The organism is Streptomyces sp. NPDC054786, assembly GCF_053611685.1.
Genome location: NZ_JBSHAW010000019.1, coordinates 50,084 through 63,944, shown reverse-complemented (window position 1 = coordinate 63,944; position 13,861 = coordinate 50,084). Strand labels below are relative to the sequence as shown.

Sequence of the window (13,861 nt, the reverse complement as noted above, 5' to 3'; positions counted from 1 at the left end):
CGCCCGCCGCTTCCTCCTCAGGCCATGAAGGCCGGGGCCGCGACGGGCAGGCTAAATCGGAACTGCGCGCCGCCGGCCGGCGCCCGGCCGACCGTGATCGTCCCGCCGTGGGCCTCGACGATGCCCTTGACGATGTAGAGGCCCAGGCCCGTGCCGCCGCGCTTGCTGCCCCGCCAGAAGCGGGTGAACACGCGGCTCATCGATTCCTCCGGGATGCCGGGGCCCTCGTCGCTCACGGTGACGCTCGTCCCCTCCACGCTGGTCGCATCCGATACCGGTCCGACCTCGATGGTGACGGTTCCCTCGCCGTGGCGCACCGCATTTTCCAGCAGGTTGCCCAGCACCTGGTCGACCTTGTCCGGGTCCGCCCACAGATCGGGCAGCGGTTCCAGCATCCGGATCAGGAAGCGGTCCGGGCGCTGGCCCGCCGTGGTCTGCGCCTGGACGTGCCGGCGGACCGCGGCGCTCATGTCGACCCGCTGGCGGCGCACCTCCAGCCGACCGGAGTCGATCCGGGAGATGTCCAGCAGCTCGGCGATCAGGCGGGTGACGCGGTTGGCGTCGGCGTCCACCGTCTCCAGCATCAGCCGCTTCTGGTCGTCGGTGAAGCGTTCCCACTTCTGGAGGAGGGTGGCGGTGAAGCCCTTGACGGAGGTCAGCGGCGAGCGCAGTTCATGGGCGACGGTGGCGATCAGCTCGGCGTGGCTGAGCTCCGTACGGCGCCGGGCCTCGGTGCCGCGCAGCGCGATCACCAGCCGCTGCACGGGACCCGTCGGCCGGCTGCGGACATAGCGGGCGGAGACCAGCACCTCCCGGCCGCCGAGCAGCAGATTGCGCTCGGGCTGGCCGCGGCGGATGGCGAGCCCGCCGTAGGGATCGGTGAGCCGCCACCAGCGGCGGCCCTCGATGTCCTGCAGCGGCAGGGCGTGCTCCAGGGGGCGGCCGAGCGCGTCCTCGGGGGTGATGTCGGTGATCTTGGCGGCCGCGGAGTTGAAGCAGATCACCCGGCCGGTCTCGTCGGCGACGACCAGACCGTCGGGCAGATCGTCGGGATCCAGCCCCAGACCGGCTCCCAGGGCGTCCGGTCGCGCGGCGGTGGCGGGCGACGGCCCCCGTTCCGGTCCGTCGGACGGGCAGCTGTCGGCCGTCACTGCGGTGCCGGAAGTCCTCACACTCATCCCCGTTACCCCCTTCCGGGCCCCCGAGCACGCAAGCCTACTAGCTCGGATCGGAAGTGCCGCGGAGTTCCGGAGGACGCCCCTCAGGCGGGTGACACCGCGCGGCATCCGCCGGGGCTGCGCTGGGCCCGGGCGGAGGCGTAGAGGCAGACCGCGGCGGCCGTCGCGAGGTTGAGGCTCTCGGCCCTGCCGTGGATGGGGACCCGCACCACCGCGTCCGCCAGCGCCCGGGTCTCCTCCGGCAGCCCCCATGCCTCGTTGCCGAAGACCCAGGCGGTGGGCCCGCCCATCGAGCCGGTGTCCAGCTCGGCGTCCAGGTCGCGGTCCCCCGCACCGTCGGCGGCGAGGATCCGTACGCCGGCGGCCTGGAGCCCGCCCACCACCCGCTCGACCGGGACGCCCACCGCGACCGGGAGGTGGAAGAGCGAACCCACCGAGGCCCGTACGGACTTGGGGTTGTACAGGTCCACGGAGGCGTCGGTCAGCACGACGGCGTCCGCGCCCGCGGCGTCCGCGCAGCGCAGCACCGTGCCGGCGTTGCCGGGGTCGCGGACGTTGGCCAGCACCGCGATCAACTGCGGGCGGGCGGCGAGGATTTCCTCGAACGGCGAGTCGAGGAACTCGCAGACGCCGAGAAGGCCCTGCGGGGTGACCGTCTGGGAGATGTCGGCGACGGTCCTGTCATCGGCGAAGTGGACCCGCACCCCGCCCGCGCGGGCCGCCTCGACGATCTCGGTGTGCCGGTCGGCGGCCTCGACGGTGGCGAACAGCTCGGTGAGCGTGGGCGCGCCGCCCGTGCGGTGCGCGATCGCCTCGCGTACGGCCTGCGGGCCCTCGGCGATGAACCGGCGCTCCTTGCCGCGGAAGGCGCGGCGGGCCAGCCGCCGGGCGGCGGTGACACGCGGGGAACGCGGGGAGATCAGCTCGGGGGTGCCCATGGGCGGCGGCTCGCTTCTGTGGTTCGGTGCGTGGGGGCCCGGCCCGTCGGGAGCGGGGGGGGGGCGGTTGGGTTGGGGGGGGGGGGGGGGGGCCGCCGCGCCGGGGGGGGGCGCGGCGGCCCGCGCCCACCGGGCGCCCCCCGGGCGGGGGGGGCCGGCGGCCCCCCACCACTACGTCGTCAGACCGAAGTTCAGGCAGCCTTCGGGGCGTTGACGTCGCTCGGAAGCGCCTTCTGGGCCACCTCGATGAGCGCGGCGAACGCGTTGGCGTCCGTCACCGCGAGGTCGGCCAGGATCTTGCGGTCCACCTCGACGTTGGCGGCCTTCAGACCCTGGATGAAGCGGTTGTACGTCATGCCGTTGGCGCGGGCAGCGGCGTTGATGCGCTGGATCCACAGCTGACGGAAGTCGCCCTTGCGCTTCTTGCGGTCGTTGTAGTTGTAGACGAGGGAGTGGGTGACCTGCTCCTTCGCCTTGCGGTACAGGCGGGAGCGCTGGCCACGGTAGCCGCTGGCCTGCTCGAGGATCGCCCGGCGCTTCTTGTGGGCGTTGACTGCCCGCTTGACGCGTGCCACTTGTTAACTCCTTGTAGCGGGGCCGTGGCTGTCGTCACACGGCCCGAATCGATTGAGTCCCGGTCCGAGTCGCGCGCCCCCTCTTGTCAGTGGGGCGCGGCGGCTCACTTGCCGAGAAGCTTCTTGATCTTCGCGGCGTCGCCCGGGGCCATCTCGGCGTTGCCGGTGAGGCGACGCGTCACGCGGGACGACTTGTGCTCGAGCAGGTGGCGCTTGCCGGCGCGCTCACGCAGCACCTTGCCGGAGCCGGTGATCTTGAAGCGCTTGCTGGCACCGCTGTGCGTCTTGTTCTTCGGCATGCGCCGTTCTCTCCTCGTCAGTGGCGCCCCCACCGGCACGGACCGGGCAGGCGGGAGCGTCATGTATCGATTGGTGTCCGGGCGAGGTGCCCCGGCGGCAGCCGGGGCTCACGCCTCGGGGATCACGCCTGGGCGTGCTCCTCGGTGGGCTCCTCGGCGGGCTCCTCCACGGACTGGTCCGCGGCGACTCCGCCCTGGCGCTCCGCCTTGCGGGCGGCCTGCGCCTCGCGGGCCTCGGCCATCGCCTCGGTCTTCTTCTTGTGCGGACCGAGGACCATGATCATGTTTCGGCCGTCCTGCTTCGGATTCGACTCGATGAAGCCGAGGTCCTCCACGTCGGACGCGAGCCGCTGCAGCAGCCGGAAGCCCAGCTCGGGGCGGGACTGCTCGCGACCACGGAACATGATCGTGATCTTGACCTTGTCACCCTGCTTGAGGAACCGGACGACGTGACCCTTTTTGGTGTCGTAGTCGTGCGGGTCGATCTTCGGCCGGAGCTTCATCTCCTTGATGACCGTGTGCGCCTGGTTCTTGCGCGCCTCACGGGCCTTCATGGCCGACTCGTACTTGAACTTCCCGTAGTCCATGAGCTTGCAGACGGGCGGGCGAGCGTTCGCCGCCACCTCGACCAGGTCGAGGTCGTACTCCTGAGCAAGCTCAAGGGCCTTGGCAAGCGGAACAATCCCGACCTGCTCGCCGCTGGGACCGACAAGTCGCACTTCGGGAACGCGAATCCGGTCGTTGATGCGGGGCTCGGCGCTGATGGATCCTCCTCGGTAGCACCACGCGACGGCCTGGCGGACTGCCGCGTAACGTCTTATTCGGTGTGACCAACCGCGCCGGTACATGAAAAACGCCCCGGACGGGACACAGGCGGGGCTCCACATAGATCTGGAGCACCGTCGCGAAGTCTCCGCGGGGCGCAGCCGGACCGTTGACCCGCCAACCTGAGGTCGGCCGGGTGGGAGATCGGAGCCTCCACTTGTGGGCCGGTCACATGCGTGTCCGGCCGGTCGGAACACCAGAATACACGAGTCAAGGGGGTGGCACCCACTCCTGTGCTGACGCGGCCGCGCCCCGCGTCCAGGATGACACTCCCGGACGCGGGGCCCGGTCTCCCTGCCCATAGGCTGGAGCCGACCCCTCAGCAGGAAGAAGCCCGAAGACATGAGCGACCAGACACCGCAGCAGCCCGACGTGCCGAACGCGGCGAACCCTGACTTCGACTCCATGACCCGTGACATCGCCGAGGTGCCCGCGGTCGAGGTGATCACCACGGTCGCGGTGCATCTGATGAGTTCGGCGGCGGTCAACCTCGGACTCGCCGAGGAGGGCGCGGCGCACAAGGACCTGGACGAGGCGCGCAAGCTCATCCAGGCGCTGGCCGGGCTGGTCACCGCCAGTGCCACCGAGATCGGCTCGTACCACGCGGCGCCGCTGCGGGACGGTCTGAAGTCGCTGCAGCTGGCGTTCCGCGAGGCCTCGGTCGTGCCGGACGAGCCGGGTCAGGGCCCCGGGGAGAAGTTCACCGGCCCGGTCCACGGCTGAGCCGCGCACCGAGATCGGCGGACGACGAGCCCCGGCCGGGGAACGGCCGGGGCTCGTCGTGTGTGGGGCGTCCGCCGGGCGTGCCCGTCAGTCGGATTCCGTCGTGGGTTGGTGCGGCATCGAGTCGTCGGCGACGAGGACCGGCTCGTGCGGCGGGTGGGTGATCTGGTGGACCACCGCCGCGATGGCGCCGCCGATCAGTGGCGCGATGATGAACAGCCACAGCTGGGTGATGGCCGCGCCGCCCGCGAACAGCGCCGGGCCGATGGAGCGTGCCGGGTTCACGGAGGTGCCGTCCAGGGGGATGCCGATGAGGTGGACGGTGGACAGGGCCAGGCCGATCGCCAGACCGTTGAAGCCGATCACGGCCACCTTGTGGGTGACCGACAGCCACACGTAGACCAGCAGGAAGGTCATCACTATCTCGGCGACGAACGCACCGCCGAGGTTGAGGTGCACCGCCGAGCGGTCGCCCCAGCCGTTCGTGCCGAAGGACGCATGGGTCTGCAGTCCCGGGACCTGCCGGGCCACCAGGAAGAGCAGCGCCGAGCCGACGATGGCGCCGACCACCTGGGCGATCCAGTACTCGGCGGCCGTCCGCAGCGTGAGCCGGCGGGCCAGCAGCATGCCGAGCGTCACGGCGGGGTTGAGGTGGCAGCCCGAGATCGGGCCGAGGGCGTAGGCAAGCGCCACCAAGGTGAAGCCGAAAGCCAGGGCGATGCCGAAGGTGCCGATGTATTCGCCCGCCAGCACGGCCGAGCCGACGGCGAAGAACACCAGGAGCAGCGTGCCGAGGAACTCGGATACGACCGTGCGGGTCAATACCCTCGAGATCTCCGTTTTCTCCATGGGGGGCTCTCCTCGCGTGGATCTTGAGCTCTCCTCGCATTGTGCGGCCCTGGAGACGAACCCGCCCGTCGGCGGACGGGAGCCCGGCCGTCGCACCCGCGCCCCGGCCGTGGTGGGTCAGCGCCGGTAGAGCGGTTCACCGGCCGTCGTGGCACCGGGCGGCAGCAGGGCCAGATCCAGGCCGCGTACGAGCCGGGCGCGCAGGACCTCGTCGGCGGCCAGTACCCGGGCGAGGCGCTGGGCGACCTCGGCGGCCGGGGCGTCGGGGGCGAGGCCGAGGGCGAGGGTGGCGTCGGTTTCGGCGGACGGCGCGAGACGGGCGACGAGCACACCGGGCTCGGCGTCGAGCAGGGCGCGCAGGGCGTCGGTGACGGCCGGGTCGGCGAGCGGGTCGGCGCTCGTACGGCCCTCGGCCAGTGCGCGCAGGGCCGGTCCGGTGAGCTGGTAGGTGACCGGGCCCGCCAGGTCGACGACGACGGTGTCGGCCTGCTCGTGGGAGGCGGCGAGCAGGGCCTGCGGCAGCGGGACGGCGACGGGGCGGGCGTCGGCGCGCCAGCGCTGCAGGGTCTCCATGGAGGTGAAGGCGGGGAGGGCGCGGCGGCCGTCCGGGGCCTGGAGGGTGGGGACGGCCATGTCGCTGGTCTTCTCGCGGCGCAGGCCGTCGGGTCCGGTCTCGACCTCGCCGAGGACGGCCACCACGGGCACGAGGACGCGTGCGCCGGCCAGCGCCGACAGGAGCTCGGGCTCGGTGCTCCGGTCGGATCCGTACGCCGCCAGGGCTGCCGCGAGCGCGGGGTCGGCGGAGCCGTCGTCGTCGGAGAAACCGGGGTCCGGGATGTTCTTCTGCACGACGTGAGCGTATCGGCCGGGGGTGGAGCCCTTGCCGTGCGGGCCGGTGGGGCGCCCGCGGTGGGCGGGTACCGGTCAGTGCTGCGCGGGGCGGCGGCGCCAGAGGACGACGGCGGCCGTGAGGAGGACCAGGCCGGCGGCGCCGGCGGTCCAGGGCAGCCAGGTGGCGGAGGTGTCCTCGGCGTCGTCGGCGGTGGGACCGGGGCCGAAGTAACGGGTGGCGTAGCCGGCGGGGGCCGGCTTCTGCGGGGTGGGCTTGAGGTCTGCCGCGGCCTGGAGGGCGGCGGCGGGGTCGATCAGGCCGGCGCCGTAGTCGTCGTCGCGGCCGCCCTCGGGCTTGTCCTGGGCGGTGGAGGTCAGCAGCCGGCGGATCTGGGCCGGGCTCAGATCGGGGTGTGCGGAGCGGATCAGGGCGACGGCGCCGGAGACGAACGCGGCGGCGGGGCTGGTGCCCCAGCCCGAGAGGTAGCCGTCGTCGGTGTCGGCCATGACGATGTCGAAGCCGGGCGCGCTGACCGTGGCGTACCAGTGACGGGTGGAGAACCGGGCCCGGCCCCCCAGGTGGGTGACGGCGGTGGCCGCGATCACGCCCGGGTAGGCGGCCGGGTAGGAGACGTGGTTGCCCTTCAGGCCGCCGTTGCCCGCGGAGGCGACGACGGGGATGCCCTTCCCGAGGGCGTACTGGATGGCGGCGTCCTCGCGCGGCTCGGGGTGCGCGGATTCGCTGTCGTCACCCAGCGACATATTGATCACGTCGGCGCCGTGGTCGGCGGCCCAGCGGATGCCGTCGGCGAGCGCGCCCGCCTTCTCGGTGCGGGCCCGCTCGCGCTGGGAGTCGCTGTCTTCGAGGATCACCCGTACCGGCAGGACCTTGGCGGCCGGGGCGAGTCCGAGCACTCCGTTCTCGCGGCCCGCGCCATGGCCGTGCCCCACGATGATGCTGGCCATTCCGGTGCCGTGCCGGGCCCAGGCGGAGTCCCCGGGTCCGGCGCCGAAGCCGACCAGGTCCTGCTCGGGCCGTACCTGGCCTTCGAGGTCGGGGTGGTTGGCGTCCACACCGGTGTCAAGGACCGCGACGGTGACGCCCTCGCCCTTGGTGGTGCGCCAGGCCTGCTGGGCGTGGACGGCCTGGAGGGCCCACTCCTGGGCGCGCAGGGCGTCGGCCTGTGCGGGGACGGCGGGCAGTACGGCGAGCGCCGCGGAGCCCAGGGCAAGGGCGGTGCCGCGCAGCACGGTCTTCGTCATGACGAGGCGTCCCTTTTCTGTGTCGGGCTGCCGGCCGCCTTGCGGAAGTCCGCCTCGATCCGGTCCGCCAGGTCCTTCGCGTCGTGGCCCAGGCCGGATTCGGCCGGGGCGGTGGTGGTGCCGGGCCGGATCGCGGCCTCGGCGGGCTGCGGCTCGCTGAACGTGCGGCCGTCGGCGAAGCCGGAGACGGCGTAGACGACGGCCGGGATGTCGGTGAGCACCCGGACGGTCCAGCTGGCCCGCTGGGCGCGCCCGAAGTCCGCGGCCGGGGTGTCCTTGGCCGCGTACGGCAGCGGCATCAGGTCCGTGCGGATGCCAAGGTTCTTGGTGCTGAAGCGGGTGTTGAGGGCCATCATCCCGGCCTGGTCGGCCTTGGTGATCTGCGCGCCGACCGTGATGACCGCGCTGCGGGTGGCATCGGCGTAGGTGGCGCGCAGCAGACGGACGCAGCCTGCCGGGGCGAGCGCGGTGGCCAGCTTCGGGTCGTACGCGCCGGTGCAGCCGCTGTCGGGGGCGACGGCGATCCGGGTCCAGGTCCGGTCGGCGCCGCCGGGGCCGACGCCCAGGCCGTTGACGGTGCGCGGGAAGAGCGTGTCGACGGGGGTGTCGTGCCAGACGTCCCGGCCCTTGGCGAAAACGGCCTCGGCCGTGGGCGGGGCGCCGGAGGCGTCCTCGGTGAGCCGGCTCCCGGCGACCGCGCCGCCGATGAGGCCGATGCCGAGGACCAGGCAGACCGCGGCGGCGGGCACCTGGCGGCCGGGACGGCGGGAGGGGGCGGGCGGTGCGCCGGGGGCGGGCACAACTCCCTGCGGAGGGAGCGGAGTCCGGGGCCACGGCACCGCTGACGGGCCCCCTGCCGCCGGCCTGGGCGGCACGCTGCCGGGCGCCGCGGGCGGGGTGGCGGAGGCGGACCTGCGGGTGCGCGGCCCAGTGCCCGGCCCGGCACCGGCGCCGCGTTCACCGGCCCCGCTCCACAGCTCCTGGCTGTTGGCCAGATGGAAGGCGGCGGTGTCGCGGAAGGCGGCGGGTTGTGAGCGGCCGGGGCCGGCCGGACCGGGGGCCGAGGGGCCGGGTGCGCGGTCCGGGCGGGGCGGCAGCGGCGCACCGGCGGCGGGTGGCCGGACACGGGGCGGGGCGGTGGGGCGGGGCGGGACGGTGTGCGCGCCGGGGCCGGACGGGGCGGCGGGCGCGGACGGCGGTACCGGCGGCTCGGGCGGCACCTGGCGCAGCACGGCCGTCTGCGGGTCCTCGGCCGGCTCCGGCGCCGCGGCAGCGGAGGGCCGCCGGGGTGGCTGCGGGGGTATGGGTGGGATGTGTCGCGCATCGGCGAATTCAGCGTCGGTGCTCACCCGCGCTCCCCCTTGCGCCGCTGACCTCCGGGCCCGATCCGCAATCGGGGCACGGTGGTTCGTATCCGGACAACACGCCGCTGACCTGCTGTTGCGGTGTCGAGCCACTCTAAGGGCTGGCGCCGTCGGCGCTCCAACCCATGTCCGCTCTGTCGCAATCTCCCCCCTACCCAGGGGTGGGGGTACCTCCTACACCCTTCTGGTAGTGGGGGAGGTTCTGGCAGGCTGCGGCCATGCCCCCGCACACAGTCGATACGTATGGCGACAAAGCCCGTTACGACCGGGCCACCGCCCACCTCGACGCGCCGCTGGCCGTCGTCGACCTGCAGGCCTTCGACGCCAACGCCGCCGATCTGGTGCGCCGTTCGAAGGGGAAGCCGGTCCGGGTGGCGAGCAAGTCGGTGCGCTGCCGGGCGCTGCTGGAGCGGGTGCTGGCGCGGGACGGCTTCGCGGGGGTCATGAGTTTTACGCTCGCGGAGTCGCTGTGGCTGGCGCGCTCGGGCTTCACGGACATCCTGCTGGCCTATCCGTCGGTGGACCGGGCGGGCTTCGCCGAGCTGACCGGTGACCCGAAGCTAGCCGCCGCGGTGACGGTGATGGTCGACGATCCGGCGCAGCTGGATCTGATCGATGCGGCCCGGCCGGCCGGCGGGGCGGGCGAGGAGGTGCGGGTGTGCCTCGAACTCGACACCTCCTACCGACTGATGAGCGGGAAGGTGCGGGTCGGCGCGCGCCGTTCACCGCTGCGGGCGCCCGCCCAACTGGCCGCGCTGGCCCGGGCGGTGGTGCGCCGGCCCGGTTTCCGGCTGGTGGGACTGATGGCGTACGAGGGACATGTGGCCGGTGTGGGCGACGAGGTCGCCGGCAAGCCGGTGTTCTCGCGGGCGATCCGGGTGATGCAGGCGGCGGCGCGCAAGGAGCTGGCGCAACGACGCTGGGAGGCCGTACGGGCGGTGCGGGCGGTGGCACCGCGCCTGGAGTTCGTCAACGGCGGCGGGACCGGCAGCGTGCAGCACACCGCAGCGGAGGCGGCGGTCACCGAGATCGCGGCCGGGTCGGGGCTGTACGTTCCGCGGCTGTTCGACAACTTCCGTTCGTTCAGCGGGCGTCCGGCGGCGCTGTTCGCCCAGCCCGTGGTGCGCCGCCCGGGTGCCGGAGTGGTCACGGTGCTGGGCGGCGGCTATCCGGCGTCGGGGGCGGCGGGTCCGGACCGGCTGCCGGTGCCGTATCTGCCGGCCGGGCTGCGCTACGACCCGCAGGAGGGCCCCGGCGAGGTGCAGACCCCGTTGCTGGGCCCGGCCGCCGACGGGCTGCGGATCGGCGACAAGGTGTGGTTCCGGCATGCGAAGGCCGGTGAGCTGTGTGAGCGGTTCACGGAGCTGGCGCTGATCGACGGGGACCGGGTGGTGGAGACGGTGCCGACCTACCGCGGAGAGGGCCACGCCTTTCTCTGACCTGGCGCGGCCCTCGCCCTGCGAGCGGTGCGCTCAGTACACCGTGTCCTTCTGGTCCGGGATCACCGAGCCGCCGGGGCGGTGGACCGGGCCGAGGGTGCCGTCCGGCCGGGTGTAGCCCGTGGTCGCGCACGGGTACGGGTCGGCCTGGCGCTTCTTCGGCTCGATGAACATCGGGTTGACGAGCCAGCGGTGGTCGCTGTTGTCGTACGCCCGGCACATCAGCTCGGCCTTGTTGCGGTTGATGGCCAGGTGCCCGGCGGTGGCATCGCCGACGAAGGTCACATCGGTCTCGGCGTCGCCCGCCGCGAAGGCGGGACGGTGCGCCCGGTCCTGCTTCTGCCAGGCCTTGGCGCCCTTGACGTGGAAGATCTCCTGGTTGATCCAGCAGCGCTTGCCGTCCATGTACGTCAGGACCTCGCCGTTGGTGCCCTTGACGTCGCCGCAGCCCTGGACGCCGGTGGTGAGCCGGCCGTCGCGGACGAGGTTGCGGATGCCGATGGTGTGCTCGCGGTCGATTCCCACGCCGGGCGCCCAGGCGCGGACCAGCGGCTCTGCCGAAGCGGAGACGATGTAGACGCGGAAGCCGGCCTTCTTGAGGGTGTGGATGAGGTCGCGCTGCTGGTCGTAGTAGCGGACGTACCCCTCCATCGTGTGCGTGCCGACCTTCTGCTGCGTACCGATCGGCGCGGCGAGGTTCTGGGCGCGGGCGGCGCGGGCGAACCCGGTCAGCTGCGCGGGGCTGTGCCCGGCGAACAGCTGGGTGATCCAGACGTACTCGGGGACGGTGCGGCGGTGGTTCCACTCGCCGGTGAACGCCTTCTTGCCGGTGGAGGTCTTGGCGTCCTGGTAGACGTCGAGGATCTCGTCGGTGCAGCCGGTGTCGGTCGACGTCGGCAGCGGGTGGCCGGCGGGCACGGAGGTGCCGCAGGCCTTGGTGAGGGCGCGGGCGGCGTCAGCGGTCAGCCACTTGTTGGTGGCCTTCCAGCTCGCGGGGCGCAGCACCTTGTCGTGCCGCAGCATCCAGGCCAGCGTGGCGTCGGAGATGTCGTTCTTGACGACGGTGTTGTCCCAGTCGAAGGTCGCGACCGGCCGCGCGCCGTCGGAGCCGGTGCAGGTGCCGCGCTCGTCGATCATCTTCTGCAGCTTGGCACGGTTGTCGCCGTACCAGCCCTTGGTCACATGGAGGGTGGGGCAGTGGCGCGGGGCGGGGCCCGCCGTGGCCGTTTGGGCGGCCACGACGCCGCCACCCACGACCGCGAGGGCAGCACCCGCTGCAAGCCAGCGACGCTTGGTGAGCATGGAACGCACTCCTGTCGAACGAGGATCCGAAGGCGGACGCTAGCGCATGGCGGCCGGGCGTCGTGCGACGTCCGGCCGCCATGGTGCTGACGCAGGTGAACGGCGGCCGGTTACACCGGGGTGACGTACGCGCCCGCGATACCGCCGTCGACCAGGAACTCGGCGGCGTTGACGAACGAGGAGTCGTCGCTGGCGAGGAAGGCGACGGCGGCGGCGATCTCCTCGGGCTCGGCGAACCGGCCGACGGGGACGTGCACCAGGCGGCGCGCGGCGCGCTCCGGGTCCTTGGCGAACAGCTCCTGCAGAAGCGGGGTGTTGACCGGTCCGGGGCACAGGGCGTTGACCCGGATGCCCTCGCGGGCGAACTGCACGCCCAGTTCGCGGGACATGGACAGCACGCCGCCCTTGGAGGCGGTGTAGCTGATCTGGGAGGTGGCGGCGCCCATCACGGCCACGAAGGACGCGGTGTTGATGATGGAGCCGCGGCGCTGGTCGCGCATGTAGGGCAGCGCGTGCTTGCAGCAGAGGTAGACCGAGGTGAGGTTGACCTCCTGGACGCGCTTCCAGGCGTCCAGTCCGGTGGTGAGGATCGAGTCGTCGTCGTCCGGGGAGATCCCGGCGTTGTTGAAGGCGATGTCGACCGAGCCGTAGGTGTCGAAGGCGGTCTTGTAGAGCGCCTCGACCTGGTCGGAGTCGGTCACATCGACCTGGACGAAGAGGCCGCCGACCTCCGAGGCGGCGGCCTTGCCCGCCGCCTCGTCGATGTCGGCGCAGACGACGTTGGCACCTTCGGAGGCCAGTCGGCGGGCGGTGGCCAGGCCGATGCCGCTGCCGGCTCCGGTGATCACGGCGGTACGGCCGACGAGGCGGCGGCACACTGCGGTCTGGTCGGTCACTTGGTCTCCTCTGTGCTGATGAAGATGTTCTTGGTCTCGGTGAAGGCGGTCAGCGCGTCCGGGCCCAGTTCACGGCCGAGGCCGGACTGCTTGAACCCGCCGAAGGGGGTCCAATAGCGCACCGCGCTGTGGGAGTTGACGGAGAGGTTGCCGGCCGCGACGCCGCGCGAGACCCGCAGGGCGCGGCCGACGTCACGGGTCCACAGCGAGCCGGCCAGGCCGTAGTCGCCGGCGTTGGCGAGCCGGACCGCGTCGGCCTCGTCGTCGAAGGGGAGGACGACGGCGACCGGGCCGAAGATCTCCTCGACGGCCGTACGGTCCTCGGGGCGTCCCTCCAGGACGGTGGCCGGGTACCAGAAGCCCTTGCCCGCGGGGGCCTCGCCGCGGATGGCGGCCGGGGCGTCCTCGGGGACGTAGGACCGCACCCGCTCGCGCTGGGCGGCGGAGATCAGCGGGCCCATCCGGGTCGCGGGGTCGGCCGGGTCGCCGGCGGTGAACGCCTTGACGGCGGGCTCCAGCAGCTCCATGAAGCGGTCGTAGACGGAGCGTTGGACGAGGATGCGGCTGCGGGCGCAGCAGTCCTGGCCGGTGTTGTCGAGGAAGGAGCCGGGCGCGGCGGCCGCGGCCGCTTCGAGGTCGGCGTCGGCGAAGACGATGTTGGGGCTCTTGCCGCCGAGTTCGAGGGTGAGCCGCTTGGTCTGCGCCGCGCAGCGGGCGGCGATCTGCCGGCCGGTGGTGGTGGAGCCGGTGAAGACGACCTTGGCGACGCCGGGGTGGTCGACCAGCGCGGTGCCGGTGACCGGTCCCTCGCCGGGCAGGACCTGGAAGAGGCCCTCGGGCAGCCCCGCCTCCAGGGCGAGCTCGGCGAGCCGGAGCGCGGTGAGCGGGGTGGTCTCGGCGGGCTTGAGGAGAACGGCGTTGCCGGCCGCGAGCGCGGGGGCGGTGCCCCAGGCCGCGACGGGCATCGGGAAGTTCCAGGGGGCGATGACGGCGACGACGCCCAGCGGCTCCTGGACGGTGATGTTCAGGCCGCCGGAGACCGGGATCTGGGTGCCGTTCAGGCGCTCCACTCCCCCGGCCGCGAAGTGCAGCAGATCGCGGACGTTGCCCGCTTCCCACCGGGCGTTGCCCAGCGGGTGGCCGGCCTCCTTCAGTTCGAGCGCGGCGAGCGGCTCGATGTGCGCGTCGACGACCTCGGCGAAGCGGCGCAGGATGCGGGCCCGGTCCCCGGGTGCCACCGCCGCCCAGGCCTCCTGGGCGGCGGCGGCCCGCCGGACCGCGGCGTCGACCTCTTCGGGGGAGGTGGTGGGGACGGTGGCCACCACCTCCTCGGTCGCCGGGTTGAGGATGTTCAGCTCGTGCAGACCAGTGGACACGGT

General features: G+C 73.0%; 14 protein-coding genes. 2 read left to right on the top strand and 12 right to left on the bottom strand.

What is annotated here, in order from left to right; all coding sequences use genetic code 11:
- Positions 1-17: 17 nt before the first annotated feature.
- The 5 genes from ACWGI6_RS17605 to infC form a co-directional block, all read right to left on the bottom strand.
- Positions 18-1,178: an ATP-binding protein gene (locus ACWGI6_RS17605; protein ID WP_453268338.1), complete on the bottom strand. Its 1,161-nt coding sequence runs from the start codon at positions 1,176-1,178 to the stop codon at positions 18-20.
- Between the two features lie 83 nt (positions 1,179-1,261).
- The gene (locus tag ACWGI6_RS17600) at positions 1,262-2,116 is read right to left on the bottom strand and encodes a TrmH family RNA methyltransferase (RefSeq protein WP_453268337.1); all 855 of its coding nucleotides are present in this window, start codon (positions 2,114-2,116) and stop codon (positions 1,262-1,264) included.
- 191 nt (positions 2,117-2,307) lie between these two features.
- Entirely contained in the window at positions 2,308-2,691 is a 384-nt protein-coding gene (rplT, locus tag ACWGI6_RS17595; RefSeq protein WP_329152794.1) for a 50S ribosomal protein L20, read from the bottom strand.
- A 104-nt stretch (positions 2,692-2,795) separates the two neighbouring features.
- The gene (gene rpmI / locus ACWGI6_RS17590) at positions 2,796-2,990 is read right to left on the bottom strand and encodes a 50S ribosomal protein L35 (protein WP_006607578.1); all 195 of its coding nucleotides are present in this window, start codon (positions 2,988-2,990) and stop codon (positions 2,796-2,798) included.
- A gap of 122 nt (positions 2,991-3,112) precedes the next feature.
- Positions 3,113-3,838 carry a translation initiation factor IF-3 gene (infC, locus tag ACWGI6_RS17585; protein WP_453268336.1) on the bottom strand — a complete coding sequence of 242 codons (726 nt, stop codon included), beginning with the start codon at positions 3,836-3,838 and terminating at the stop codon, positions 3,113-3,115.
- Positions 3,839-4,157: 319 nt separating this feature from the next.
- Between infC and ACWGI6_RS17580 the strand changes: the two genes are divergently transcribed.
- A complete protein-coding gene (locus ACWGI6_RS17580) occupies positions 4,158-4,538 on the top strand; it encodes a DUF1844 domain-containing protein (RefSeq protein ID WP_393321909.1) in 381 nt (126 codons plus the stop codon).
- 87 nt (positions 4,539-4,625) lie between these two features.
- Here the strand turns inward: ACWGI6_RS17580 and ACWGI6_RS17575 are convergent, their stop codons facing one another.
- The 4 genes from ACWGI6_RS17575 to ACWGI6_RS17560 all read right to left on the bottom strand — a co-directional run bounded on the left by ACWGI6_RS17575 (position 4,626) and on the right by ACWGI6_RS17560 (position 8,830).
- Positions 4,626-5,387, bottom strand: coding sequence for an MIP family channel protein (locus ACWGI6_RS17575; protein ID WP_393909495.1), 762 nt, complete (start codon positions 5,385-5,387; stop codon positions 4,626-4,628).
- A gap of 117 nt (positions 5,388-5,504) precedes the next feature.
- Positions 5,505-6,236 carry an SseB family protein gene (locus ACWGI6_RS17570; RefSeq protein WP_453268335.1) on the bottom strand — a complete coding sequence of 244 codons (732 nt, stop codon included), beginning with the start codon at positions 6,234-6,236 and terminating at the stop codon, positions 5,505-5,507.
- 75 nt (positions 6,237-6,311) lie between these two features.
- Positions 6,312-7,481, bottom strand: a complete 1,170-nt coding sequence (mycP, locus tag ACWGI6_RS17565) for a type VII secretion-associated serine protease mycosin (RefSeq protein ID WP_453268334.1) — start codon at positions 7,479-7,481, stop codon at positions 6,312-6,314.
- Positions 7,478-8,830, bottom strand: a complete 1,353-nt coding sequence (locus ACWGI6_RS17560) for a hypothetical protein (protein WP_453268333.1) — start codon at positions 8,828-8,830, stop codon at positions 7,478-7,480. The genes mycP and ACWGI6_RS17560 overlap by 4 nt, the downstream gene beginning before the upstream one ends.
- A 233-nt stretch (positions 8,831-9,063) precedes the next feature.
- On the opposite strand from ACWGI6_RS17560, the gene ACWGI6_RS17555 reads away from it, so the two are divergent.
- Positions 9,064-10,284, top strand: a complete 1,221-nt coding sequence (locus ACWGI6_RS17555; RefSeq protein WP_453268332.1) for an amino acid deaminase/aldolase — start codon at positions 9,064-9,066, stop codon at positions 10,282-10,284.
- Between the two features lie 33 nt (positions 10,285-10,317).
- Here ACWGI6_RS17555 and ACWGI6_RS17550 read toward each other — a convergent pair whose 3' ends face one another.
- From ACWGI6_RS17550 to ACWGI6_RS17540, 3 genes are all read right to left on the bottom strand, one after another.
- Positions 10,318-11,586, bottom strand: coding sequence for an HAD family hydrolase (locus tag ACWGI6_RS17550; protein ID WP_453268331.1), 1,269 nt, complete (start codon positions 11,584-11,586; stop codon positions 10,318-10,320).
- A 110-nt stretch (positions 11,587-11,696) separates the two neighbouring features.
- Positions 11,697-12,482 carry a 3-oxoacyl-ACP reductase gene (locus ACWGI6_RS17545; protein ID WP_453268330.1) on the bottom strand — a complete coding sequence of 262 codons (786 nt, stop codon included), beginning with the start codon at positions 12,480-12,482 and terminating at the stop codon, positions 11,697-11,699.
- Entirely contained in the window at positions 12,479-13,858 is a 1,380-nt protein-coding gene (locus ACWGI6_RS17540; protein WP_453268329.1) for an aldehyde dehydrogenase family protein, read from the bottom strand. Before ACWGI6_RS17540 ends, ACWGI6_RS17545 begins: the two co-directional genes overlap by 4 nt.
- Between the last annotated feature and the right edge of the window lie 3 nt (positions 13,859-13,861).